Source organism: Polyangium jinanense, assembly GCF_028435265.1.
Taxonomy (GTDB): Bacteria; Myxococcota_A; Polyangia; order Polyangiales; family Polyangiaceae; genus Polyangium; species Polyangium jinanense.
The window spans coordinates 22,514-47,098 of sequence record NZ_JAGTJK010000038.1 but is presented as its reverse complement, the minus strand read 5'-3'; the positions used below and the strand labels follow the sequence as shown (position 1 = coordinate 47,098).

General features: G+C 68.2%; 19 protein-coding genes. 11 read left to right on the top strand and 8 right to left on the bottom strand.

The features are described 5' to 3' along the window. Positions 1 to 8: 8 nt before the first annotated feature. Positions 9 to 1,319: an AAA family ATPase gene (locus KEG38_RS39990; protein ID WP_272425725.1), complete on the bottom strand. Its 1,311-nt coding sequence runs from the start codon at positions 1,317 to 1,319 to the stop codon at positions 9 to 11. A 449-nt stretch (positions 1,320 to 1,768) separates the two neighbouring features. On the opposite strand from KEG38_RS39990, the gene KEG38_RS39985 reads away from it, so the two are divergent. From KEG38_RS39985 to KEG38_RS39970, 4 genes are all read left to right on the top strand, one after another. After that, positions 1,769 to 2,542: a hypothetical protein gene (locus tag KEG38_RS39985; protein WP_272425724.1), complete on the top strand. Its 774-nt coding sequence runs from the start codon at positions 1,769 to 1,771 to the stop codon at positions 2,540 to 2,542. Positions 2,543 to 2,660: 118 nt separating this feature from the next. Further along, positions 2,661 to 3,749: an alpha/beta fold hydrolase gene (locus KEG38_RS39980; protein ID WP_272425723.1), complete on the top strand. Its 1,089-nt coding sequence runs from the start codon at positions 2,661 to 2,663 to the stop codon at positions 3,747 to 3,749. 421 nt (positions 3,750 to 4,170) lie between these two features. After that, positions 4,171 to 4,539, top strand: a complete 369-nt coding sequence (locus KEG38_RS39975) for a VOC family protein (RefSeq protein ID WP_272425722.1) — start codon at positions 4,171 to 4,173, stop codon at positions 4,537 to 4,539. A gap of 220 nt (positions 4,540 to 4,759) precedes the next feature. Continuing rightward, positions 4,760 to 7,924, top strand: a complete 3,165-nt coding sequence (locus KEG38_RS39970) for a DUF4215 domain-containing protein (RefSeq protein ID WP_272425721.1) — start codon at positions 4,760 to 4,762, stop codon at positions 7,922 to 7,924. Positions 7,925 to 7,980: 56 nt separating this feature from the next. Here the strand turns inward: KEG38_RS39970 and KEG38_RS39965 are convergent, their stop codons facing one another. Beyond that, a complete protein-coding gene (locus KEG38_RS39965) occupies positions 7,981 to 8,904 on the bottom strand; it encodes a LysR family transcriptional regulator (RefSeq protein ID WP_272425720.1) in 924 nt (307 codons plus the stop codon). 178 nt (positions 8,905 to 9,082) lie between these two features. On the opposite strand from KEG38_RS39965, the gene KEG38_RS39960 reads away from it, so the two are divergent. From KEG38_RS39960 to KEG38_RS39940, 5 genes are all read left to right on the top strand, one after another. After that, positions 9,083 to 9,739 (top strand): hydrolase, encoded by a 657-nt coding sequence (locus tag KEG38_RS39960; protein ID WP_272425719.1) that lies wholly within the window; start codon positions 9,083 to 9,085, stop codon positions 9,737 to 9,739. A 37-nt stretch (positions 9,740 to 9,776) separates the two neighbouring features. Continuing rightward, complete coding sequence (locus tag KEG38_RS39955) at positions 9,777 to 10,376, top strand: NADPH-dependent F420 reductase (RefSeq protein ID WP_272425718.1); 600 nt, start codon at positions 9,777 to 9,779, stop codon at positions 10,374 to 10,376. A 66-nt stretch (positions 10,377 to 10,442) separates the two neighbouring features. Further along, complete coding sequence (locus tag KEG38_RS39950; RefSeq protein WP_272425717.1) at positions 10,443 to 11,555, top strand: lysylphosphatidylglycerol synthase transmembrane domain-containing protein; 1,113 nt, start codon at positions 10,443 to 10,445, stop codon at positions 11,553 to 11,555. A gap of 27 nt (positions 11,556 to 11,582) precedes the next feature. Beyond that, positions 11,583 to 12,041, top strand: coding sequence for a hypothetical protein (locus tag KEG38_RS39945; RefSeq protein ID WP_272425716.1), 459 nt, complete (start codon positions 11,583 to 11,585; stop codon positions 12,039 to 12,041). Positions 12,042 to 12,051: 10 nt separating this feature from the next. Further along, positions 12,052 to 12,780 (top strand): glutathione S-transferase family protein, encoded by a 729-nt coding sequence (locus KEG38_RS39940; protein ID WP_272425715.1) that lies wholly within the window; start codon positions 12,052 to 12,054, stop codon positions 12,778 to 12,780. Here the strand turns inward: KEG38_RS39940 and KEG38_RS39935 are convergent. From KEG38_RS39935 to KEG38_RS39920, 4 genes are read right to left on the bottom strand one after another with little or no spacing between them, the layout of a single operon-like run. Further along, positions 12,777 to 14,180, bottom strand: coding sequence for an FAD-dependent oxidoreductase (locus tag KEG38_RS39935; protein ID WP_272425714.1), 1,404 nt, complete (start codon positions 14,178 to 14,180; stop codon positions 12,777 to 12,779). The genes KEG38_RS39940 and KEG38_RS39935 overlap by 4 nt on opposite strands. Positions 14,181 to 14,204: 24 nt before the next feature. Beyond that, the gene (locus KEG38_RS39930) at positions 14,205 to 18,032 is read right to left on the bottom strand and encodes a serine/threonine-protein kinase (protein ID WP_272425713.1); all 3,828 of its coding nucleotides are present in this window, start codon (positions 18,030 to 18,032) and stop codon (positions 14,205 to 14,207) included. 35 nt (positions 18,033 to 18,067) lie between these two features. Then, the gene (locus tag KEG38_RS39925) at positions 18,068 to 18,895 is read right to left on the bottom strand and encodes a hypothetical protein (protein ID WP_272425712.1); all 828 of its coding nucleotides are present in this window, start codon (positions 18,893 to 18,895) and stop codon (positions 18,068 to 18,070) included. Beyond that, entirely contained in the window at positions 18,892 to 20,052 is a 1,161-nt protein-coding gene (locus KEG38_RS39920) for an endonuclease/exonuclease/phosphatase family protein (RefSeq protein ID WP_272425711.1), read from the bottom strand. The genes KEG38_RS39925 and KEG38_RS39920 overlap by 4 nt, the downstream gene beginning before the upstream one ends. A 222-nt stretch (positions 20,053 to 20,274) precedes the next feature. On the opposite strand from KEG38_RS39920, the gene KEG38_RS39915 reads away from it, so the two are divergent. Together KEG38_RS39915 and KEG38_RS39910 are read left to right on the top strand one after the other, a co-directional pair. Then, positions 20,275 to 21,165, top strand: coding sequence for a hypothetical protein (locus KEG38_RS39915; RefSeq protein ID WP_272425710.1), 891 nt, complete (start codon positions 20,275 to 20,277; stop codon positions 21,163 to 21,165). A 9-nt stretch (positions 21,166 to 21,174) separates the two neighbouring features. Then, on the top strand, positions 21,175 to 22,410 hold the full coding sequence (locus KEG38_RS39910) for a hypothetical protein (protein ID WP_272425709.1): 1,236 nt from the start codon (positions 21,175 to 21,177) through the stop codon (positions 22,408 to 22,410). A 334-nt stretch (positions 22,411 to 22,744) separates the two neighbouring features. Here the strand turns inward: KEG38_RS39910 and KEG38_RS39905 are convergent, their stop codons facing one another. Next, a complete protein-coding gene (locus KEG38_RS39905; RefSeq protein WP_272425708.1) occupies positions 22,745 to 23,440 on the bottom strand; it encodes a hypothetical protein in 696 nt (231 codons plus the stop codon). 681 nt (positions 23,441 to 24,121) lie between these two features. After that, entirely contained in the window at positions 24,122 to 24,574 is a 453-nt protein-coding gene (locus KEG38_RS39900) for a hypothetical protein (protein ID WP_272425707.1), read from the bottom strand. Positions 24,575 to 24,585: the final 11 nt, after the last annotated feature.

Below are 24,585 nucleotides of genomic sequence, written 5' to 3'. Positions count from 1 at the left end.
TCTCGGACTCAGAGCTTGTCGCGCACGCTCGGGCGCAGCAGATCGAGCACCGGCTGCATGCGGTACCCCAAGGTCGGCTGGAAGCGGTGCTTCGGGAGCAGCACCTGGAGCTTCACGAGGTCGTCGGTCTCCTGCTCCGTCAGGCCGGGCGCCTTTCCTGGGTCCGTCTTGGCACACCCGCGGAGGAGGTCCTCTCGCAGGAGCGTCGCCTGAGGCCGCCCTCCATCGCAGCGATCCACGGTCTCGGCCAGACGGCGCACGAGCTCCGGGTCCGCGCCATTGAAGGGATCCGCGGTGAAGACGAGGCGGGCGAGGTTCCCGGGATCCTTCCAGCTCTCGAGCGGCGGCCAAAGCTGCGAGCGCATGAGGCCGTGCACCCACTTGAGGAAAACCAGGGGGTTACCGGTGCAAGCGGCGAGGCGGTGGACGGCGGACCAGTCGGTGTCCAGCGGAAACTGCTTTCTCACCGTCTCGGTCGCCGCTTCGAGCCGCCGGCGAACGAGCTCGAAGAGCACCTCGGACGTGAGCGGCTTCAGGTCGATCTTCTCGGTCGCCTCCCGAGCGACGTTCTCCACGAGGGCCTCCGTCCGGAAGTGCACGAGGGAGATGCAGGGCCGAAGATCGAGGACGTGGCGGAAGAGCATCGCCACGTCCTCCTCGTGGTCCGTGGGGAGCGCCTGGTCGAGGTCGTCGAAGAAGACGACGACCATCCAGCGCGAATCGTCCTCGGCGAGGCGCTCCAGGGTCGCCGTGATCGCCGCGTGGAGCAGCTCGTCGGTCACCGTCAACGAGAGCTGGACCGTCTGCCCGACGCTCCGTGTCTCTTCCCAGGTGAGCTTGCTCTGGAGCTTGAGCAGCAGATCCGCGCCGAGCGTCGCGTCGGCGCCGTACCGCCGACTGATCGTATCCGTCTGCGTGCGGTTGATCTGGCTATGGTTCGCGAAGAGCGCGAGCTGCTCGAGGACGCGGGCGATACCCAGGCGCTTGAACCTCTCCGCGCGCGGCTTGATCCCCTCGACGAGCGCGTTCGCGAACCGGTTCAGGAAGGGCCTGTAACGAAGGCCGCGACTGTCCACCGTGAGGCAGACGGCATGGTCGGGGAACTTCTGCTCGAAGCGAGCCAGCGCCGCCCGCGTGAAGATCGATTTCCCAACGCCCCGCGCTCCCGTGATCAGGAAGTGCGCGTCGCGGAGCTGCGCCTCGCGGAGCTCGTCGAGCCGCCGCACGAGGTCGTCGAGCTCCTCCTCGCGGTTCACGAGCAGCCCAGGATCCGTGCTGATCGGCTGAAGCCACGCGGCGTTCACTCGGCTGGGCGGCATGAGGACCTTCCTTCCACAGGATCATTCTGTCGGCATGCCTCGGCTTCGGCCAAGCCAACGTCGCAGGACGCCGGACCGCGCCGGGGGCCGGCACAGACGGCTCCCCGAACAGCCGTCCCGGCTATACCACCGTGACATCCCCTCCGCGAGCGCTCCGCCCCGCCCCTCCCAACCCGCGACCCCTCCGCCGTCGCCGCCAGCACGCCTCCACCAAACCCGAACCCCCATCCCCTCCCGCCCCCTCCGCGCCTCACCGACGACACCTCCCCTCCCTTGCCCCCTGCCGCGCCCTTCCCCGCCTGAAACCCACGTCCCGGCTCGCCCGGCGCGCCTTCCCCCGGCGCCCCCCCGCTCCCCAAACGTACGCCCCCCCTCCTCTTTCATTCTGAAACCTGTTCCCCTGCCTACCCCTCCCGTGTTACACCGGCCACCTTCGACAAGGAGGTACCATGAGCAAAGTCTCCAAGATGGTTGCCGATCGTGCAGCCATCGCCCGCGCCGTGCAGAGCGCGGCCACCGTGCACGGCCCGGACGCCGCCGCGGAGCTCGAAGCGCTCCTCTTTCCCAAGGGCGCACCCGAAAAGGTCACCGTCGCCGATTTCATCGCGGCCATCGGTGATACGCTCGGCCGTTACGTCGAATCGCTCGAAGCGGCCGATCGCGCCCACGCCGCCGAGCTCGCCGACGACGATGGCTATCGCACCGCACGCGACGAGCGCGGCGCCGAGCTGAAAAATGTTTATTCCTCCCTGCGCGAGATCGTGACCCGCAGCTATGGCCCCGCCGTCGCCGACGCGTATGGCCTCAGCAGCGCCCTCCCCGAGGATCCGCAGCACCTCCTCGGCCTCGCCGGCCAAGCCGAAAAACTCCTGCGCGAGCGCCCGCTGACCGAGCAGCCCAAGATCAAGAGCCTGACGCTCACCCCGCTCGCCGCCGCCGACGACCTCGCAATCGCCGCGGCCGCACTCCGCACAGCCCTCCAGGACGTCGAGCGCGAGAAGCGCGAGGCGCAGCTCACGCAAAACGCAAAAGACGAGCACATGGCTCGCTGGGGAAGCGTGTATCCCGGCGTCGCGGATACGCTGGCAGGCCTCTTCACGCTGGCCCGGCGGCCCGCGCTCGCCGATCGCGTGCGACCCACCGCCCGCCGCCGCGCCGGGCTCCCCGAGGCCGAGGATACGGCCACCCCGGCGCAGCCGCCCGCGCCGGCTTCCGACACCTGATTCGACCTGGCCTCACCGCGGGCGGGTCGAAGCCTGGACGCGCTCGCACGCCTTTCGCGCGTCCATCATCGACCCGGTGTACCCGAGATAGAAGCGCTCCTGTGATAGACTCGCCCCGATGATCGACCCGTTTCGTCGTGCGGCCCTCGCGGGCGTCGCGCTCGTGATGGCCGCTTGTCAGCCGGCCGCGGCGCTCTCCCTTTCGCAACTTGCATCGGCCGCGAGCTCGCGTGGTTCGTCGCCGGCGAAGCCGGCCGCTCCCGGCCAGACGTTCGACGCAGAGCTCTCGGGCTACGCCTACCCGTTCGAGGTGAAGACCTTCCCCGTGGCGTACCGCGGGCGCTGGCTCGCGATGCGCTACATGGACGTGAGCCCCGCTCGTCCCAACGGCTCCACGGTGGTGCTCCTGCACGGCAAAAACTTCGTCTCCGCGTACTGGGAGCCCACGATGCGAGCGCTGCTCGACGAGGGATACCGTGTCGTGGCCCCCGATCAAATCGGATTCGGCAAGTCCTCGAAGCCAGCCGATTATCCATTCATCTTCCAGGAGCTCGCAAGGAACACGCACGCGCTGCTCGAATCCATCGGCGTGCCTCGCGCATTCGTCGTCGGCCATTCGATGGGCGGCATGCTCGCCACGCGATACGCGCTCATGTTCCCGGCAGCGACGGCAGGCCTCGCACTCGTGAACCCGATCGGTCTCGAGGACTGGAAGACCGTGGTGCCATACAAGCCCGTCGGGCAGGCCTTCGCGGACGAATTCGAGCAGACGCCCGAGAAGATCCGCGAATACATGCGGACGAGCTACTTCGCGGGCGCATGGGAGCCGAGCTACGACAAGCTCCTCGAGCCGATCGCAGGCTTCACGCGCGCCCCTGACTACCGAACAGTCGCATGGTGCTCGGCAGCAACGTTCGAAATGATCTTCACGCAGCCCGTGGTATACGAATTCCCGCGCATCCGCGTGCCCACGCTGCTCATCATCGGCCAGCGAGATCGCACCGCACTCGGCAAAGCCTGGGCGCCAAAGGAACTCGCGTCCTCCCTCGGAAACTATCCCGAACTCGGGCGCGCCGCACAGCGCGCAATCCCAGGCTCGAAGCTCGTCGAGATCGAAGAAGCCGGGCACCTCCCCCAAGTGGAGACGTTCGACATCTACCGGAGCGCACTCGTCGCGTTCTTGAAGAGCGTGCCGCCGTCGCCGTGAGGCAGAGGCATCCTGATGCCGCTGCGCTGGGGCGTTGCCCCAGGCCCCAGCAGGGGCTATCCGCCCCTGCACCCGGACCAGCGCAAGCGCTGGACCCGGGGTCGATGAACTGCGCGATGCGCAGTTCATCGAACAGGCCAGGTCAAGACCAGGGAAGGCCCTGCCAACCAAGACCGCCGTGACTGGCAACGCCGTCCCTGGTCTTGCACCGGCCTGCTGGGAGAACTGCGCACCGCGCAGTTCTCCCACAAAAGGTCCAGGGCTTGCCCTGGTTCGGGTCGAGGGGCGAATAGCCCCCGCGGGGGTCCGGGGCGGCGCCCCGGCGAGGCGGCCCCAAGGCACCCCCACACGCCGGACTCGGTGGTAAAACGTTCGCCCGACCATGACTCCGAACGACGTGCGCTGACCGAGGAGGTTTGAAATGCTCAAAATCGATCACATCGGCCTCGCCGCCCACGATGCGCAGACGTCGGCCAGAGACCTGGCCGCGATCCTGGGCGCGCCCGAGCCGACCGTCGACGGCGCCGACGATGACATGTACCGCATCGACCTGGAGCACGGGGCGTTCCTGCTGTTCAATGCGGCGACGATCGTGAACCCGGAGCACATTGCCTTTCGGGTCGACGCGCATCGGTTCGCCGAGGTCGTGAAGCGGCTCGAAGCGCGCGGCTTGCCGTTCGGCAACGAGCCGGACGATCCACGCAACGGAAAGACCGAGGATCCCCTCGGCGGCGCGGGCCGGGTCTACTTCGTGGACGCGAACGGGCACCTGTTCGAGGTGACCTGCTGACGGCTGCGCCCGGACCATCGAAAAATTCCCGCCCTACTCCTCCGCTCCGTCCCCCTCCGCGGGCGAGATCGAGGCCCCCGAAAAAAAACTGCGACCCAGGGACGCGCCGAGCATCTCCCGGACGCTGGGCCTGTGCTGACGATGCCGTGAGGCGCCGTGAGCACGCTGACGCCCGGGGTAGCTGAGCATGAACCAAAGACCTCTCGGAGGGCCTCGAATCATGTCGCCTCGTTCCTTTGCGAGCGCCCTGCATTGCATGGCGCTCGCCCTTGCGCTTACTGTCGCGCTGGTTTTCCCACGCGAAGCGGTTGCCGCGACGACCATCGCCGGCGGCACCATCGCCACCCAGACCTGGACCGCTGCGGGCAGCCCCTACAACGTCCAGGGGGACGTCACGGTGCCGAGCGGCGCCTCGTTGACCATCGAAGCCGGCACCGTCGTGCGGTTCGCGAGCAGCGACGGGCAATCCGGCGGCACCGACACGGCCCGCATCGAGCTGATCGTGCAGGGGCAACTCAACGTCAATGGCACGGCGGCGACCCCCGTGCAGTTCATGGCCCAGAGCGGGTCGGCCGTGGGCACGTGGTTTGGCATCCGCGCCGGTGCGGCGAGCGCCGTCACCATCTCCGGCGCGTCGATCGCTCATGCGAGGCAAGGCATCACCTCGAGCGCGGCGGGCATGGGTCTCGCCGTCTCCGATACCACGATCACCGCCACCACGTATGGCTTCTACCTCCTCGCCGGCACGCCGACGCTCACGAACGTGAGCGTCTCCGGCGGCTCGGTCGGCATCGACATCGCGGAGTCCGCCGCAGCGACGATCAACGGCTGCACGATCAATAACAATACCAACCGCGGCATCAGGATCTTGACGACGGGCGTGGCCGCGGTGAACACCATCAACAACTGCGTGGTCCGGAATAGCTTTTACGGGCTCGACCTGTCGGCGGAGTCGAACGCCATCTCGACGGTGAACATCACGGGCGCCACGATCCACGAGCAGAACCGCGGCGTGTCCGTCTCCACGTCTTCGGGCGCATCGACGACGGTGAACCTCAAGAACTCGAACGTGACGGACAACACCACCGGCATCTACGGGGCGGGCGGCGCGGCGACGGTGAACGTCACGTATTCGAACGTCTGGGACAACACGACGAACTATTCGAATGTGACCCCCGGCCCGGGGTGCTTTTCGGAGAACCCGCTGTACGTGAATCCGCTGTCGGACCTGCGGATCACGTCGAATTCGCCGTCGAGGTTCGCGGGGGACGCGGGCCAGGATATCGGGGCGCTGCCGTACGTGAATGACGCGACGCCGGGGTATCACGGGACGCTCTGGACCGATACGACGCTGACCTTGGCAGGCTCGCCGTATACCGTCGCGGGGGACATCACGGTGCCGCCGGGCCGGAAGCTCTCGATCGAGCCGGGCGTGGTGGTGAACTTCTCGAACGGCGACATCATGAAGGCGGGCACGGACACGGAGCGCGGCGAGATCCGGGTGCGGGGGACGCTGGAAGCCATCGGGACGGCGGCCGCGCCCATCACGCTGCGCGCCCTCGTGGCGGCAGCGCAGAACTGGTATGGCGTGCGGGTGCTCTCGGGCGCGACGGCGGCGACGCTGACGTACGTGAACGTGCGGCACGGGTACCATGCGATCCATTCGAGCGCCGCGGGCGACGTGCTCGGGCTTTTGAACGTCACGACCGATTCGTCGTTTTACGGCCTGCTTCTCGACGCGGGGGCGCCGCTCATCAAGAATTTCACGACCAAGAGCAACGAGTACGGGATCACCGTGAAAGGCAATGCATCCCCCACCTTCTCGGGCCTGACCGTGAGCGACAACGAGTGGGATGGCGTTGATTTCCGCCCGGAGAGCGGCACCGCCACGATGACGATCGAGAACGGGCTCTTCCGCAACAACTGGGATAACATCAGCCTCAACGCCACGAACACCGCGACCGGCACGCTCAACGTGACGAACACGACGGTCCACGGTCCAGGCGCGTTCGGCGTGACCCTGAGGGCGGCTGCGAATGCGACGGCGATCGTGAACGTCAAGAACAGCATCATCATCGGGACCACGTCGGGCATCTACCGGGACAACGCGACGGGCACGACGACGGCCACCGTCACGTACACGAACGTCCTGGGCACCGAAGAGAACTACGATAACGTGGTACCAGGAACGGGCTGCATTTCGCAGAATCCGGGCTTCGTGAACGCGCCGGCGGACCTGCACCTGGCCATGGGCAGCCCGTGCATCGACAAGGGCACGTCGGTGGGCGCCCCCCTCACGGACCTCGACGGCAATGTGCGGCCGATGGACGGGGACGGCGCCAATGGCCCCGCGGTCGACATGGGCGCGTACGAATTCGTGCCTCCCTTCTATTGCGGCGACGGCATGGTGAACGGCGCCGAGGAGTGCGACGACGGGAACGCGTCGAACACGGACGGGTGCCTCACGACGTGCAAGACGTCGGGCTGCGGCGACGGCTTCGTGCAAGCGGGCGTCGAGGAGTGCGACGATGCCAATGCGTCGAACGCGGACGCCTGCACCACGACCTGCAAGAATGCGGCGTGCGGCGACGGCTTCGTGCAGATGGGCGTCGAGGCCTGCGATGACGGCAATGCATCGAACACGGACGCGTGCCTCGTGACCTGCAAGAATGCGGCGTGCGGCGACGGCTTCCTGCAGGACGGCGTCGAGGCGTGCGACGACGGCAACCAGATCGACAACGATGCCTGCCGGAACAATTGCAGCCTGCCGGGCTGCGGCGACGGCGTCGTGCAAGCGGGCGAGGAGTGCGACGACGCGAATGCGTCGAACACCGACGCATGCACGAACACCTGCAAGATGGCCAAGTGCGGCGACGGCCAGATGCACACGGGCGTCGAGACGTGCGACGATGGCAACGTGTCGAATGCCGACGCCTGCCTCAATACCTGCGTGTGGGCCAAGTGCGGCGACGGGTTCGTGCAGGACGGCGTCGAGGAATGCGACGACGGGAACACCGGCTCTGACGACGGCTGCGCGTCCGACTGCCAGATCGAGTCGATGGGAGTCGGCGGCGCTGGCGGCGCTGGCGGCGCTGGCGGCGCGGGCGGTGCTGGCGGTGCGGGTGGCGCGGGCGGCGCTGGCGGTGCTGGCGGTGCTGGTGGCGCTGGTGGCGCGGGTGGCGCCGGTGGCGCCGGTGGCGCCGGTGGCGCCGGTGGTGAAGGCGGCGCGGGCGGCGGCGGGACCGGCGCTGGCACGGCGGGCGAGGACAGCGGCGCTTGCGGCTGCCGTACCGTCGGCTCGACCGGAGATACGCGCTCGGGCCTCGTGCTCGTCCTCGGCGCGGCGCTGATCGCCCTGCGCCGTCGTCCACGGCGCGCGGCCTGAACAGGACCGGGGCGGCCCTCGCGCAAGGGCCGCCCCGCGTATCCCACGCGCGCCCTTCAGACGGCCGAAAACTGTTTGGCCAGCTCCTGCCGCCGGAACGCGTCGACCACGTAATCCACGAACACGCGCGTCTTCGCCGGGAGCTGCCTTTGCCCGGCGTAATAGAGCGAAAGCGGACCAATGTCGGCGTGCCACGCCGAAAGGACCCGCACGAGGGTTCCGTTCCGCAAATACGGCAGCACATCCATCACCGTGACGAAGGTGATGCCGAAGCCCATCAAGGCGCACTGGACGAGCGCGTCCGGGTCGCTGAGAATGATGCGCGGCGGAATCTCGGCGAAGACCTGCTCGCCGGCGGGATTGCGCAAGAGCCATGCGCGGATGCGCCCGGTTCCAGGTGGACGCAAGAGGATGCCGTCATGGTGGCGGAGGTCCGCGGGCTCCCGGGGTGGTGTGCGACCGGCCAGATAAGAGGGGGAAGCCACCGCAATGATGTGCGCCCTGGCGAGCTCGCGCGCAGCCAAACCCGAGGGAAGCTCGAATCCGCCGCCAATCGCCGCGTCGAAACCCTCGTTGATGAGGTCCACCGGACGGTTGTCGAGATGCCAGTCCGGAACGATACCCGGATACCGCGCGAGAAAATCCTTCAGCATGGGCACGAGATAGCCGCGCCCGAGTCCGGGGGACATGCTGACCTTGAGGACGCCGGACGGCTGGCCGGCGGCCAGGGACACGTTGGCGAGGGCTGCCTGGAGCGTGTCGAGGCCGTCCGTGACCTCGCGCAGGAAGCGCTCGCCCGCCTCGGTCAGCGTCAGCCCTCGGGTGCTGCGCTGGAACAGACGCACGCCGAGCTTCGTCTCGAGCCGCGCGACGTTTTGACTGACGGCGGCGGGCGATAGCCCCAATCGGCGCGCGGCCGCCGAGAAGCTCGAGGCCTGCGCGCTGCGGACGAACGACTCCAGCGTGATCAGCGTCTCCATCGACCCCCGATGCTACTGCGAGTCAGGCACACTTTAAATATCTTGTTGAAACAGATTCCGCAAAGTCCCCTCTACTGGGAGAGGACTCCCGCCTGCATCATCCGCCTCGAACAGCGACCCGCCGCCCCCCGGCGCCGGGTCCACGAGCTCTCGAACCCCTACTGCCGTGGAGATCGACATGAACGCCCCCCAGAACCCGAAGGCTGGCCTCGGAGCCCTGCTCACGTCCGACAACTGCGCGCTGATCCTCATCGATCACCAGCCCTTCCAATTCGCCGGCCTGCGTAGCCACGATACCCAGACGATCATCAACAACGTCGTGGGGCTGGCCAAGGCCGCGAAGCTGTTCGGCGTACCGACGCTCTTGACCACGGTCATCGAGGAGCGCGGCGGATACCTCCTCCCGCAGCTCCAGGCCGTCTTCCCCGAGCAAAAGCCCATCAACCGAACCTTCATCAATACCTGGGAGGACGCGCGCGTCGTCGAATGGGTGAAGAAGACCGGCAAGAAGAAGATCGTCATGGCCGCGCTGTGGACCGAGATCTGCCTCGCGTTTCCGGTCATTCACGCGCTCGGCGAGGGCTACGAGGTCTACATCGTGACCGACGCCTCGGGCGGCGTGTCCGTCGAGGCGCACGAGGTGGCCATTCAGCGCATGATCCAGGCCGGCGCCGTGCCCCTCACCTGGACGGTGTTCGCGTCCGAACTGCAGCGTGATTGGGCTCGCACGGCCACGGTTCCCGGCATTGCAAAGCTCCTGGTCGAGCACATGGGCAACGTCGGCACGAGCTTCACGTGGGAGCAGCAGCTCCTCGCCACACCCCCGGAGAAGTGAGTCGGAACATCCCGGAGAAACGGACCTGGAGGTCGTCGTGAAGATTGGCATCATTGGCGCGGGCAGCATCGGGAAGGCCCTGGCAGGCCACATGGCCAGCACCGGACACGAGGTGCTCGTGAGCAATAGCCGCGGCCCGGAGTCGCTCTCGGGGCTGGTCGCCGAGCTCGGCCCCCGTGCGCGGGCGGGCACGCGACAGGAAGCCGCGGCCACGGATCTCGTGATGCTCTCGGTGCCGTGGGAGCAAGTGCCCGAGGCGCTGTCCGGGCTGCCGGCCTGGAAGGATCGCATTCTGGTCGACGCGACGAACCCCGTCCTTCAGCCCGGTTTCCGCCTGGCCGATCTTGGCGGGCGCACGTCGAGCGAGGTCGTGGCGTCGCTCGCCCCGGGCGCGCGCGTGGTCAAGGCCGCCAATACGCTGCGCGCCGCCGTGCTCGCGGCGGATCCCAGGCAGGCCGGAGGTCGCCGGGTGCTCTTCATGTCCGGGGATGACGAGGCGGCGAAGGCAGAGGTGCGTGGCCTCTTCGAGAAGGCCGGCTTCGCGACGCTCGACCTCGGCGGCCTTTCGATGGGCGGGAAGTTACAACAATTTCCAGGCGGCCCGCTCCCGGTGCATAATCTGATCGAGCTGGATTGATCTCTCAATCGAGGTCCTGCACCTCCCGCCTTGCCCCCGTCCGTTCGTCCTGCCACCCTGCGCGCCGTGTCCGCCGCGGACGAGCCTCTCCCGCCCGAAGCCACGCCCGTCCCGAGCGTCGCCCCCGAACGCCCCCAGACCCCCTGGCGCAGCCGCCTCGCCATCTCCCTCCTCTGCGGCCTCGGCCTCGCCTGGATCCTCCTTCGTGGCGGCCTGCCTCTCTACCCGCCGGACGGCTCCTTCGACCTCCTCCGCCCCTGGACCGTCGTCGCCTACGTGGCCTCTCTCGCCGCCGTCCACTGGTTCCGCGCGGCGCGCTGGCGCCACCTCCTCCGCCCGCTCGGCCGGGTTTCCCTTCGCGACGTCATCTCCGTCTCCTGGGTCGGCTTCGGCGCCATCCTCCTCTCACCTTTGCGCAGCGGCGAGATCGTCCGGCCGTACCTCGTCACCCGCCGCAGCTCCGTCCGCATGTGGGAGGCGACCGGCACCGTCGGGGCCGAGCGCGTCATCGACGGCCTCGCGCTGAGCACCATCCTCTTCGTCGCCCTCCGCCGCGCCACGCCGCTCGATCCCCTCCCCGATCACATCGGCGATCTCCCCGTCCCCGTCGCCGCCGTGCCCGGCGCCGCCAATGTCGCGCTTTTCCTCTTCTTCTCGGCCTTCGTCGCGATGGCCGTCTTCTTCTTCGCCCGCGATTTCGCCCGCCGCGCCACCCAAAAAGTCGTCGGCCTCGTCTCCGCGCGCCTCGGCGAACGCGTCGCGGACATCGTCGACCGTGTCGCGCAGGGCATCCGCTTCTTGCCCTCGCCCCGCCACCTCTTGCCGTTTCTCCTGGAAACGGCCGCATACTGGAGCGTGAATGCCGCGGGGGTGTGGCTGCTCGCGTGGGGGTCGGGGCTCTCGGGGATCACGCCGGCCGAGGCGTGTGTGGCCATGGGCTGCCTCGGCATCGGGATCCTCGTCCCCTCCGGGCCCGGTTATTTCGGCGCGTTCCAGCTCTCCACGTACATGGCGCTCGCGATGTACTTCCCCGAGCACACGCTCCGGGGCCCCGGCGCCGCGTTCGTGTTCGTGCTGTACGCGTCCCAGGTGGGCTTTCACCTGTTCGGACTCGGGCTCGGGCTGTGGATGCTCCGGCGGGCGCCGGAAAGCTTTTCCAAGGCCGAAGCCTTGGGGTAAATGCTGGGTATGCGAAGGCTCTGGAGCATGGCCCTTTGTGCGTTCCTCCTCGGGGGCGTGGTCCTCGTTCCCGCCTTCGAACCCGAAGCGCTCGCGGCCACGGCCTACGAATCGCCCTACACGTTCGAGCAGACCTGGGGCACGGCGGTGCGCCTCGTCCGCGTGGATCTCGGGCTCGAGATCACCGAAAAGGATCCCGAGCACGGCTACCTGCTCTTCAAGTACACGAGCCCCGAGAGCGGAAAACGCGTGCACGCGGGCTCGATCGAGATCGTGAAGAGCGGCAAGGACGTCGTGCGCGTGACGGTGCAGCTCGCGACGATGCCGAGCTACCACGAGCGGATGATCGTCGACGCGCTCGCGAAGAAGCTACACGTCGAGTACGGCGATCCGCCGCGGAAGCCCGATCCCCCGCCTCCGCCCCCGCCGCCCGAGAAGGACGGCGGCAAAGACGGCAAGGACGGCAAGGACGATTCCCCTTACTGAAGGAACGATCATGCTGACGGTCTACAAATTCGGCCCCGCGTTTGGCTTGCCCGACCTCGGTCCGTTCGTCATCAAGCTCGAGACGTGGCTCCGCATGGCGGGGCTGCCGTATCGCAGCGAGCTCGGCGATTTCCGCAAGGCGCCGAAGGGAAAAATCCCCTACGCGGCGGACGGCGACCGTCTGATCCCCGATTCGAGCCAGATCATCGATTACCTCATCGAAAAGCACGGCGATCGATTGAACGACGGCCGCTTCGGCCCGAAGGAGCGTGCGCTCGGGCTCGCCATGAAATCGATGTTCGAGGCCGATTTTTATTTCGTCTTCGTGTACCTGCGCTGGTGGCGCGACGAGGATTTCGCCTGCTTCCGTTCCGTGATCGCACAGGGCATGACGGCCGGCGGGGTCCCGCGCTTCGCCGTGTCCCCGCTGCTCGCGTTCGCGCAGCGGCAAACGCGCAGCATGCTCAAAGCGCAGGGGATCGGGCGGCACACGCGGGAAGAGGTGTATGCCATGGGCCGCTCGCTCGTGGACGCGGCTTCCGAGCTGCTCGGGGACAAACCGTTTTTCCTGGACGACGCGCCTTCGACGCTCGACACGACAGCGTACGGGCTCCTCGCGCCGCTCGTCTTCACGCCCCCCGAGAACCCGGTGAAGGCCCGCGTGCTGGAGAAGGCGAACCTCGTCGCGTTCTGCGAGCGGATCCGGGAGACGTACTGGGCGAACGAGCCTGCGGCCTAGCTTTCCGGGCGCGGCGGAGGTTTTTTCGCGAGCGGCCTCGGGTGGAGGCGCGACGCGGCCATGCTCGCCGCGCCTCCGAGCAGGATCCGCGCGGCGAGCTCCGGCTCGAAGAGCGAGCGCACCGGTTTCATCATGTAATACACGCGCATCACCCGCCGCAGCACCTCGGCGTCGCGGGTCATCGTGTGCTGGATGGAATCGTCGAAGAACGACGCGAACCTCGACGGCCTCGGCAGATCACTCTTCGCGCCCGGGAACCGCATGTCGGCGCTCGTGGCGAGGTTCCATGCGTCCTCGATCGTGCGGAGCTGATGGCCGAAGAAGACCCGCTCGAAGCCCGGATCCCCGAGGGAAACCCGCTCCAGCGTGGATTCGAGGGCGCGCGCCGAGAGGGTGGCCACCGTCATCCCCTGGCCATACACCGGGTTGAACGTACACACGCTGTCGCTGACGGCGACGAACCCCGGCAATGGCTGGGCGAGCTTGTCGAACCGGCGCAGACGGTTCTGGCCCGCGCGGCTCGAATAAACCGGCGAGATGGGCCTTCCGAGCTCCGCCATACGCGCGAGGACCGGCGATCGCAGTTCGCCGAGCGCGCGCAAGAACCCATCCTCGTCGCTCGGCGGGTAATGCTTGGCGTACCCGACGAGCGAGATGATCCAGCGGCGCCCCTCGACCGGGAAGAGCACACCGCCCATGAAATGGTTCTCCTCGGGCGAAGGGTCGAGCCATACCATCTTCCACCAGAGCTCGGGCGGCAATTGCTCGGGGGCCTCGTACCAGCGGGAGCTATACCCCGAGTAACAATCGACCACCTCCTCGCGCGGCACCTCGGCGCCGAGCGACGCGAGCCACGAAGGCGCCTTCGACGAGCGGCCACTCGCGTCGACCACGAGATCGGCCGGGAGCGTGAGGTTCGTCCCGCCGCCCCGCTGCACCGCGAGCACGCCCGCGACACGGCCGGGCGCGTCCGGACGAACGTGCAGGCCCGTCGCCTCGGTCCGCGGGAGGATCTCCACGCGGCCGCACTCCCGGAGCCGCCGGCGTACGATCGATTCCGTCAGATCCCGCGTCGCGAGATAGGCCGTGCAGCCGCTCCGCATCGGCTGCTGCCAGCCCGAATATCGCAGGATCGCGCCCTCGTGGGCGACGTCGAGCCTGCGCGCGCCCTTCGCCTCGTACTCCGCGAGGAAGCCCGGGAACATGGCCTCGAGCTCCTTGGCTCCTCGCGTGAGGAGCGCATGCACGTGCCTCGCCTGCGGCACGCCGGCGCGCGCGGTGGGCCCCTCCGGGAGCTCGTCACGATCGAGAATCGTGATTTTCTCGAAGAATCGCTCGAGCACCCGCGCCGCCGAGAGGCCCGCCATGCCCGCACCGATGACGACCGCGTGTTTCTGCATGTTCCCGCGTCTCGTAAAGCGCGGTCAGAAGGCGAGCAAGGCCCGGGCGAGCAGATCCGGCCGCGGCACGCCTTGCGCGCCGAGCCACGTGTCGACCTCGGCGATCCGCGCCCGCCCCGCCTCGCCGCCTTCGAGCTCGCCCATGCGGCGCTCGGTGAGGCGCGCGAAAAGCTCCATGTCCGAGCGGCGGAACGAGGAGCGCGCGCGCGCGAGGTAAACGAGGGCACGATCCACGTCGCCGCGCCGCGCGAATACAGCCGCGCGAATGCCGAGCGCGCACGCGTCGGACCAGTGGGAGCGCTCCGCGTCGAGGCGCTCGGCGAGGAAGAGGGCTTCGCGGACGAGGGGCTCGGGATTCGCGACCTCGCGCGCCCGTGCGAGCGCCGTTCGTGCCTGGAGATCGAAGAGCCGCAGCCGGATCGCTTTGACCGTGCGCGGTATCATCGCCGCGTGAAGGGCTCCGATTTGCCCATGCACGGCCGCGTACGCGCGGCTGCCTTCGCCCAGGTAAAGCAGGGCCTGGGTGCTCGAATAAAACGCGCCCCAGTGCATCGTGTGGAAGCCGCGCGTGGTCCAGCGCGCGAGGGCGTGTTTGCTCGACGCGACGGCCTCTTCGGGCCGGTCCTCGAGGAGCAGGCTCATTGGCGTCATGAACGCGCCGAGCGCGGTCTCCATGTACCGATCGCCGAGCGCCTCGGCCTCGCTCCGGCACCGTGGCAAGAGGTCGAGCAGGGAGCGGACGTCGCCGACGTAGAAGAGCGCCGTGAGCAGCCACCAGGCGTACATGGAGGCGATCTCCCAGGCGATGTTGCTGCAAGCCTCGCGGAAGAGGGCGATCGTTCGCTCGCAGAGCACCACGGCCTCGCGAAACTCGTAGGCATTGTGCGCCGCGAGCGCCTTGCCCGCGCACGACCACGCGAGCGCGTGCGGATGGCCGATGCGGAGCGCGATCGCCTCGGCCCGCGCCGCGAGATCCCGCGCATCGGCGATGTTCTTCTCGCCGCCGCCGAGGCTGCGCAGCACGGCCTCCCAGGAGAAGGCCCGCGCGATGCGGTAGAGCTCGCCGGCCTCGAGCGAAAGCGCAAGGTGCCGCGCCTGGAAATCGGCGCCGCGGACCGCGTCGACACCGCCGAGCCCGTTGCCGAGCGACCAGCAAAGATCGATGCGATGGAGCGCCGCGGGGTCGATCGCGTGCTCGGGTTTTTCCTGGAAATGGTAGCCGCGGAGCCTCTGCTTCACGCGGGCCACTGCGACGTTGACGAACGCGCGCCGCGGCGTCGCGGGATACGGAAGGCCCACGGCCGGCAAGAGCTCCCGGGCCGCGGCGAGGCCTTCGTCCACATGCCCCGCGCGTAACAAATGCTCGACGGCCCGCTGCCGCGCCACGAGGGCCGGCCGCGCGTCGAGCTTCGTCGCCGCGGAGAGGAACACGTTCGCCGCCTCCGCCCCGCGCCCCGCCTTCGCCAGCGCGCTCGCCAGCCCGAGCTCGAGCGCCCCCACATCCGCGGCCTCCGCGTGCTCCAGCGCCAACCGATAGAGCGTCGCGGCCCGATCGAACGCAAGCACGTGCTCGGCCCGCTGCGCCGCGCGCTCCATGTAGGCCCGCGCGCGCGAAGGCTCGCCGGCTGTCCGGAAGTGCATCGCGAGCGCCTCCGGATCCGCGTTGCTCATCAGCTCCATCGCGTGACCGAGCGCGCGGTGCCGCGCGCGCAGATCTCCCTCGGCGAGCCCCTGCACCACGGACTCGCGGATCTTGTCGTGGTACGTCTCCACGCGCGCCTCGTCGCGCCCGCCCTTCGCGCGGAGCAGGCCCTCGGCCCGCAGCACCGCGAGCGCGCGGCTGTTTTCCTCGTCCCCGAGCGCCGCGGCCTCCTTGATCAGCACGGGCTCGATCGGCCTGCCCGCCGTGCTCACGATCTCCAGCACGAGCCGCGCCGGTGCCGGCAAAAGCGCCACGCGCGCCGCCACGACCCCGCGCATGTCGAGCCCCTCGCTCGTATGACCGGCGAGGAGATACCTCGAAAGCTCCTGCACGAAAAACGGGCTCCCCGCGGCTTCCCGCGCGATCCGCGCCGCCATCCTTCGCGCCTCCTCGCCGTCCTCGGCGAGGATCGACAGCGCGAGCGCCTCGGCATCCTCGGTCGCGAGCGGCCCCACGACGACCTCGCGCGCCAGAAGGCCCGGCGCAGGCGCCTCGGCCGAGGGCAACCGCCCGACGAGCTCGCATCCGCGCGCCTCCTCGGTGCGATAACTCGCGACGAGGAAAAGCTCCGGCGCGGGCGCCGCGAGCAAGGCTTCGAGCAGCGCCGCGCTGTCCGCGTCGGCCCATTGCAGATCGTCGAGATAGAGCACCACCGGCCGCTCTTCCGCGAGGTTTGCGAAGAGCCTGCGCAGGGCCTCGAACGCGCGCCGCCGGAGCTCGTGCGGATCGGGCGCCTCCGGCTCGCTCCCCTCCTCCGCGAGCCTTCCGAGCACGGGGAACAGACGCGCGAGCGAGGAAAAACCGGGGGGCAAGAGCGCTCCGCGATCCTCGGAATCGATCTCCCCGAGAAACCGCGCGAGCGCGTCGATCGCGCCGTCGAATGCCTTGTAGGGCACCCACTCGCGCTCGTGGCAGCGGCCTTCGAGCATGATCGGCGCACGCTCCTCGGCGAGCACATCCAGGAAATGCCGCACGAGATCCGATTTGCCCATCCCGGACGTGCCGTGCACGTGCAGCACCACGGGCTGGTTTTCCTGGACGCACGCGCTCCACGCCTCGCGCATCGCCGCGATTTCGCGCGCGCGTCCCATGAAGCTCGACTTCGCGCCGCGCTTCCCCGGCGCCGCGGGCGGCGCGCTCTCCCGCGCGGCGCGGACCACCCGAAAAATGTCCTCGGCGCCCGCGCGCGCGCTCGGATCCCGAGCGAGCAGGCGCAGGGCGAGCTCCGAAAGATCGGCCGGCGCGCCGGGCGCGATCTCCCGCGGATCGGGCGGATCGACGAGGTGCTTCGCGTAAAGCAGATTCTCGATGCTCGTCCCTTCGAAAAGGTGCGGCACGATGCCCGTGAGCGCCTCGTACAGCATCACGCCGACCGAGTACCAGTCCGAGCTTCCATCCCCCGACGCACCCGTCGCTTGCTCGGGCGACATGTACGCGGGCGTGCCCACCACGAGCACGCGATCCCGCGCGAGCGACTCGAACGACCCCACGAGCCCAAAATCGAGGATTTTTACGTGGCCCTCCCGCGTCACGAGCACGTTCGAGGGCTTGAGATCTCGATGCACGCGGCCCGTGCGGTGAATGGCGGCCACGCCCTTCGCGAGCCCCACGAGGCTCTGGCGCAGCCGATCCACGTCGAGCTCGCCGTGCGCGTCGGGCTGCTGGATCGGCGGGCGTGACGCCTGATTTCCGTCGAGGGGCAAGGTCGCCATGGCGAGCGTCCCGTGCGGCCCCGCGACGGCGGGGACGTCCATGGTGACGGCCATCGCGCACTGGGCCGTGGGCAAGGGCGGGAGCGTGATCGCCGACGCGTCGCTCCGTTCTTCACGGCTCGGGCGCACGTGGCGGAGAAAGCTCACGCCACGCACGAGCTCCATCGTCAGGTAGAAGCGACCGTCGTCGAAGAAGAGCTCGTGCAGCCCGACGAGGTTCTCGTGCGCGACGTCGGCGAGCGCGCGAAACTCCTGCTTGAAGGCATAAAGCGCCGCCGGATCCATGGAGAGCAGCGCCTTCAGGGCGACGTCCGAGCCGAGGGATCGATCGAACGCCTCGTACACCACGCCGAAGCCGCCCTGCCCGAGGCAGCGGCGGATCAGAAAGCGCCGGCTGAGCTCCTCGGAGACCGACGGCAATTGCACGAGATGTTCCACGGGTCGCTCCTCCCCCAGAGACCCCTAGCCTCGCTTCACCGGGGCCGCAGAATCAAGTCGAACGTCGGGAAAAAATCGTTCGATCGCACGGGGACCCTGCGCCACCGCCCGTCCTCCCCTTTTTGGAGGACCTTTTCGCGCTGATCGTAATTGTACCAGATCCCCCCGAGCGCCACGCGCAGCGTCTTGCCGAGCCCGATCTCGAGCCCGACCTCGGCGCTCGCGTAGAACGGCGAGCGCGGCGGGTGCGGGCTCCGCCCGATCGCATATCCGTTCACGGCGGCACGCGCTCGCAGCCAATCGAGGATCGCGTAATCGTAGGCCAGGCCGGTCCGGACCCGAAACCCGTTCAGCGCCGGCGCGAAGAGCAGCTCGAGCGGCGCGTACGTCTCGAGGGGCGTGGCGGGGTTGTCTCCGAGCGAAAGGCCGACCGTCGTTTCCAGCCGTCCCGTCAGGACCCCGCGCTCGCCGCCCGAGATCCAGAGCCCCGCCGTCGGCGCGACCACCCAGCCGGGCCGCTGCCCCGCATTCTCCCAGTTCGGGAACAGATATCCCTGCGTCAGGCGCATCGCGCCCGTCGGCACGGAAAGTCCGTATTCGCCCGTCACCACGACGCCCTTGCCGAGATGGCCGAGCTCGCCGCGGAACGTGAGGTTCGGCGAGAGCAAAAGCCACGGCACGATCATCGTCGTGACCTCCCAGCCGCCGCCGAGCCCGAGCTCGAACGGCGACATCAGCCCGCCGGAGAGTTTTCCCTTGTCGAGCACCCGCGCCGTCTCGCGCGCATCCATGGGCTCGGCCTCGGCGAGGGCCGGCGAGAGCAGGGCGAAGAGCCCGATCACGGCAAACCACGCTCGCTTCACGGCGTCCCTCCCCCGAGCACCCAGGTCCCCACGACCGGCGCGTGATCACTGAGGAGCAGCGGATCACTCGTGATCCCTTGCCTCCCCGGCTCCTGGAGCACGTCGGTCGATCCCGGGGCCCAGGCGTCGGCCTTCGTGACGAAGAGATAATCGAGGGTGCGGTTCCAGAACTGTGGATTGCCCTGCTCGTCGGGTCGCAGCGGCCCGGCCACGGTATGCGTGAAATAACGCTTCTGATCGGCCTCGGTGGTGCCGTAGGCTTCGAGGCTCACCCAGGGAACGAAATCGTCGTAGAACTTCTGCATGATCTCCGGCGTGTACGGGGGCTGCTCGAACTCGGTGCCGATCGAGCTCGGGTGTTCATCGGGAAAACCGACGAGCTTGATCGCGGTCGGCGGCAGCTCGTTGAAATCGCCGCCCACCACGAACGGGAGCGTCTCTTTTTTGATCTCGTCGTAGATCTGCTGGATCTGACGGCCTTTCGTGCCGTCGACGTCGTAGGCCTCGGTGTGCACCACGTACGCGGCCACGTCCCTCCCCGCGCCCACGTCGATCACGGCGCGCCCGATCATGCGGTGAATGTAGAACTTGGCGGTGAGCGCGTCCTGATCGGTGCGATCCTCTTGCCGGATCCGCTCGGCGAACGTGATGGGGTATTTCGAGAAGATCGCGTTGCCGAGATCCATCCGGCCGACGCCCTCGGAGGGGACGTAGCGGCTGTTCCAGGTCTGGATGTAGGCCGCGTAGTTGAGGCTCGTGCCCTCCAGCATGCCCTGCACCATGTCGTAATAGGCGCTGCGCCGGGAGTTCACCTCGATCTCCTCGGTCATGAGGATATCGGGGTCGTACTCGTTCACGAGGCGGTAGAGGTCGGCCATGTTCTCCACGACCTCTTGCTTCGTCATCTGCACGCGATCGCCCCAGTAATCGAACCAGAAGTCGATCCGCGCGGCGCCGTATTTCACGTTCCAGGCCATCACCTTGAGCGTGGCGGGCGCGGGATCGGCAGGCGGCACGAGCGTGCTGCGCGTCGTGACCTGCACCTCCTGACGGACGAAATCCATGTCGTCCGCGAGCGGCTCGCAGGCCGGGAGCAAGGCGAGGAGCGCCGACATCGAGAGCGCGCATGACGCGCGGCGGCGGGTGAGGAGTCCCATGACCGTCCATGCTACCCGCCACACCCCGACCGTTGAAAGATCCTTACGCATGGCCCCGGTCACCGACCTCTGCATGCGCGCCACCTGATCACCATTCCGACCACCCCTGCTCACGGCTCCTTCCACCCCGCGCGGAAAAGCTCCACCATTCTGCAATTCGTTCGAATGGCGCGGGCCGGGTTCCCGCTTGACACCCAAGGCCCCCTCGATTCTCCTCGAAGGATGTCCCGCGCCTCTCTCCTCCTCGCATTCGCACCTCTGGCTGCCGCCGCGCTCCTCGTCGCTCCGGACGCGTCGGCAACGAACTACTCGCTCTGGATTCACGGCCGGAACACCGGCACGGCGACCAAGGCGGGCACGTACACCGATTTCTCCTACTGGGGTTCGTCGGCGACCGCGGCCGGCATCAACAAGAAGGCCGTCAACTGGGACGGCAAGAGCCACATCTCCGAGCAGAACTTCCGCATCCGCAACGCCCTCGATTGCTACTGTACGGGCGCGAACTGGTGCTACATCGCCGCCCACAGCGCCGGCGACGCCCAGATCGGGTATGCGCTCGACAAATTCGGCGGCTCGACGCGCAGCATCAAAAACGCGAGCCCCGCGGCCGACGGCACGTGCGGCAATGCGGGCGGCACGCAGACCGGCTGGAACATCAAGTGGGTCGACGTCGCGAGCGGCGCCGGCGGCGGCAGCGAGCTCGCGAACATCGGCGCCTGGGCGGTGAGCGACGCGCTCACGGACGACCTGAAGACGGCCACGATGCGCGCGCTCTACGACCACAACCAGACCCGCGGAATCTGGTTTGACATGTTCGCGGGCGCGAAGGGCACGCTCTACTCGGCCACGCTGGCCGGCCAGGACGACGAGGCGGTCGGGTACCACTCGACCGGCGGCGTCTCCGTGACGGGCGGCTTCTGCAACGCGGGCGACCTCTTCTGCGACGGTACGCTCACGGCGGGCACGGCCGCGACGAGCAACGGCAAGCAGAAATGGTCGTACCACAACGTCGCGCTTGTCGACACGTCGGAGCAGTACAACCATTACGCGAACGGCGCCTGGGCGGGCATCATCGCCCCGGTGCGCACCGACATGGTCAACTTCGCCAAGTAAGCCCGCCGCGTGACGAAACGCTCGGCAGGAACAACGGCCTCCCCGCGGCCGGGACGGCGGCGCCTCGTCATCGGGGCGGCCGTCCTCGCCGCGGTCCTCCTGCTCTTCTGGCAACGCGACCGCCTCTCGCCGCGGCGCGCGCCCTCCGAAGACGATCTGCTCGCCGCATCCCCCGCGCAATCCGCGGGCTCCGCGCCTGGCCGCGACCAGGCAGGCCCGAAGCCACGGTGGGTGGGCTCGAAAAACGCCGGCACGGGCGAGGACGCGGAGGCAAGCGCGCGCCAAATCGCCGAAAAACGTCTGGAGCGAGCGCGGCACACGCTCGAAGGGTATGTGCAGGCGACACGTTACCCGCCCGGCGCGCGCCCGCTCTCGGAAAAACCCGACCTCCAGAAGCCGCATTCCGTCGCAAAAAACACGCTGCCGCTCGCGCGCCCGGATCACAAGCTCACGGACGCGCGGGTGACGCTGGAGCAAGATCGCTTGTATCTCGTGGGCGACGAGGCCGCGCGCCTCGTCGCCTCGTGTACGACGAGCGACGGCCCCGCGCGTTGCGAGGTTCTCCGCGCCGAAGCCCGCGTCCCGGAGACGATGCCGCAAGCGAGCACGATGCCCCCGGCCCGCGTCGCATTCGCCGACGAAGGCGCGGGCGGGTCCACAATCGCCGCGCTCTTCGCCCCGGCGAAGGAGGGGTTCGGCGGATATCACGGTCCCATCGCGATCAACCTCGATCTGCGCATCGAGGGCGAGGAAGGCGCCGCGCAATTCAACGTCGTGTACACGCCCGCGCCGCCGGCCCGCCTCACGGGCGACGTGCGCGAGGTCATCGAGAATGGCTCGCTCTGCTTGTACCTGCGTCTCGCGGTGGACAAACCAGGCCGCTACGTGGTCGTGGGCCGCGTGGACGACGCCGAGGGGGACGGATTCGCGTACCTCGAGCACAACGACCCACTCGGCGCGGGCGCGCAGGAAGCAAAAATGTGCATCTTCGGCAAACTCGTCCTCGACGAGCGAGCAAAATCGCCATTCGTGCTGCGCGACGTGGAGGCATACCTTCTCAAGGAAGACACCTACCCCGACCGCGAGCTCGTCCCGGGGCGCGACGGGCCATTCCACACGACGAAGGCCTACCCGGAGAGCGTATTCTCCGACGCGGAATGGCAGAGCGAGGAGCGAGACCGCCACATCAAGGAGTTCACAAAGGACGTGAAAGAGGCGGAAGGCGAGCTCGAAGCCCTTCCTTGATACCTGAAGCGGACCGGGGCGCCGCCCCGGACCCCGCGGGGGGCTGTCCGCCCCCTCGACCCCGGACCAGGGCAAGCCCTGGACGCAGGGTTGAAAAACTGCGCTCCGCGCAGTTTTTCAAACAGGCCGACGAAGAAGCCGGATTGCCAGCCGAACCAGCCGCGCGGCTGTCTTCGTGGATAACGCCGCTGCCGGTCTTGACCTGGCCTGTTCGATGAACTGCGCATCGCGCAGTTCATCGACCCCGGGTCCAGCGCTTGCGCTGGTCCGGGTCCAGGGGCGGATAGCCCCTGGTCGGGTCTGGGGCGAAGCCCCAGCGAGACGGCTTGTGATCCTATGCCTCGCCCGTGTCGTCCCCGCTGTCTGCGTCGTCCGTATCGCCGTCGTCTGCGGCGACTTTGTCCTTCAGGAAGAAGAGATCCTGCGTCGCCTTGTCGCGCGGGAAGGCGGCCTTGATTCGATTCGCGACCTCGGCGAAGACGTCGAGAAACTCCTCTTTCGCCAGATTGCGCGCGGCGCGTGCCTGCGCGGCTGATTCCATTCCCATTCGCCGTGCGTCGAGGGCCTGCTCGTAGCGGATGCGGAGTGTCGTGATTTTCTGCGCCTCGTCGACGGCTGCTGGATACATCCCCCCGACCTCTGCGTATCGACCTTCGAGCGCGCGCATTTCCTGCACCTGCGTGCTGCCTACGGGCTTGATGATGGGCGTCGATCCGCTGGGGAACAGCATCGACACGATCTTCCCGCCGGGCTTGCCGTCCTCGATCTCCGCGCGCTTGAGCGAGAGACGGACGGCCCGGTCCGCGAGCAGGTCCGTGAATTTCACCTCCACGCGGACGACGATGAGGGCCTTGACCCTCGCGTTGTAGGCGTCCTGCGTCGCGAGGAGCAGGCTCGTCGCGGCCTCCAGCTTGGCGGCGAGACCATCCAGGGCGGGGACGTCCTGAAACTTCGTGAGCATCGTCCGTGTGTGCAGGCTCTTGTGCTCGCACTTGTCGATGGGAGTCTTTGCGTTCGGGAGTACGGACATCAGGCAGATCCTTTCTCAGGAAAGCGCGAGGGAGCACACATCATGGTCGTGGGATCGTCAAGAGGTTCGCGTCGCGGCGCCGGTGATGGTTTTCTCGTGGAGAAGAGCGCGCAACGTTGCGCGAGCGCGCCGCACGTGATGGACGAGGGCGCGGCATCGTTGCGCGAGGCGCGGCCACGGCGTGGACGCCGGTTGCGTAACGTTTCCGAGCCCACCGCCACGAGGTGATCGCTGCTCGCGCAACGTTTCCGAACGCACCTCCAGGACCTGGACGCCGCTTGCGCAACGTTTCCGCACCCTCGGCCACGGCGTGGACGTGCGTCGCGCGACGTTTCCGGGGCTACCGCCACGAGGTGGGCGTCGCTCGCGCAACGATGCGCGCCGCGCGCCATGCGGCAGAAGCGGCCGATGCGGGGGCGGCGTGGTGCCGTCCTGCTCCTGCACGACGAGCGCCCGTCCACCCGGCGCTCGGGCCCAGACGGGGGCGGGAGCAGCCGGCGCACCTCCTGCGCGCCAGAAACCACGCGCTCGGCCGAATGTGATCCTCCGGCAAGGAGGCGCGAAGGCTACCCGAGAGCGCGTTCGACTAGGCGCACCAGTTCACCTGGCTCATAGCGGTGTTACGGCTCTTGCTCCGGCCCCCTCGATCGCAGCGGCACACGCCGGGCAACTCTTTACGCGCTACGCTCTTCGAAGGTGTTCGCGGGCCTCCTTTGTGATCAGCCCCTGCGTGAGTCGGCCCGCTGCCATTGCACTGCGGAGCCCGGCCTCGGTGCCGAGCGCGCGGAGTCCACGCTCGATCTCGCCGACAAGGAGCGCGTTGAGCTTACCGAATGCCTCTGATTGCTTCTGGTCATCAAGCGCACCTGCTGACGCTATCGTTTCGTGGTGCTCTGGGAATAGACGCTCAAGGCGAAAGTAGAGGTGCGTTTTCTCAACCTGCGCAGGGCATGCAGCTCCCAGTGCTTCTAGCCAGAATCCCACGTTGATGTGCCACTGCTGTCCAAACCCCTTCTCTGTACCGACGAGCGTCCAGACGCTTGAGTCATGCCGCCTCAGCAACTTCCCGTGCCGTTCGAACCCTGCCGAGAGAAGTGCGCGCTCAACGCCAGTCTTGAAGGTATGGTCATTCATCAGCGGCCTCG